The sequence below is a fragment of the Arachidicoccus sp. genome (assembly GCF_050436765.1).
Lineage (GTDB): Bacteria > Bacteroidota > Bacteroidia > Chitinophagales > Chitinophagaceae > Arachidicoccus.
Window position 1 is genome coordinate 1 of record NZ_JBNQGD010000203.1, and the last position, 671, is coordinate 671.

General features: G+C 48.1%; 1 protein-coding gene. It reads right to left on the reverse strand.

The features are described from left to right. Positions 1-671 (reverse strand): DNA cytosine methyltransferase (locus ACQR30_RS08980; RefSeq protein ID WP_429734198.1); only part of this gene is annotated, 671 nt, incomplete at both ends.

Below are 671 nucleotides of genomic sequence, written 5' to 3' on the forward strand. Positions count from 1 at the left end.
ATCTAAGTGTTTTCTCCCTCTCCCGGTTTCTAAGTGGTTCTCCCCGTTTGTTCCCTTGTAATCCCGTACTAACGGGGTCGGTAACAACCCGGCTTTCGCTAAAAGATTTATTGAACTGTTTATTTTTACCCCGTTCGATCTCTTGAAATAATTCCCATGATTTGTTGCATCCTTCGGTGCTTGCCCTGGTTCGTTCGCTCCAGGCGTGGGCAACAAACCAGATACGGTCCCTTCTGTGGGGCGCATTGACGGCGCAAGCTGGAAGTAAAAACGGCAGGACTTCGTAGTCCGCAGTTTCCAGGTCAGCCTGCACCTCGTTGAAAACCAACCCTCGGTTCCAATTAATAAGCCCGCGAACGTTTTCGCCCACAACCCAGCGCGGTTGAATTTCCCGAATTGCTCTAAGCATTTCTGGCCACAGGTGGCGTTCATCCTCTTTGCCGAGCCGCTTTCCTGCAATGCTATAGGGCTGGCAAGGGAATCCTCCGGTGAGTACGTCAATTTGTCCTCTGTGAATAGTAAAGTCTGTTGTTTTAATATCTTCATAGCTTATTGCTTGTGGCCAATAATATTTTAAAACCTTCCTACAGAATGGATTTATTTCGCAGTTGAATATATTCTCCCAGTCCATCCACTGCGCCGCCAGGTCAAAACCACCGATCCAGAAACTC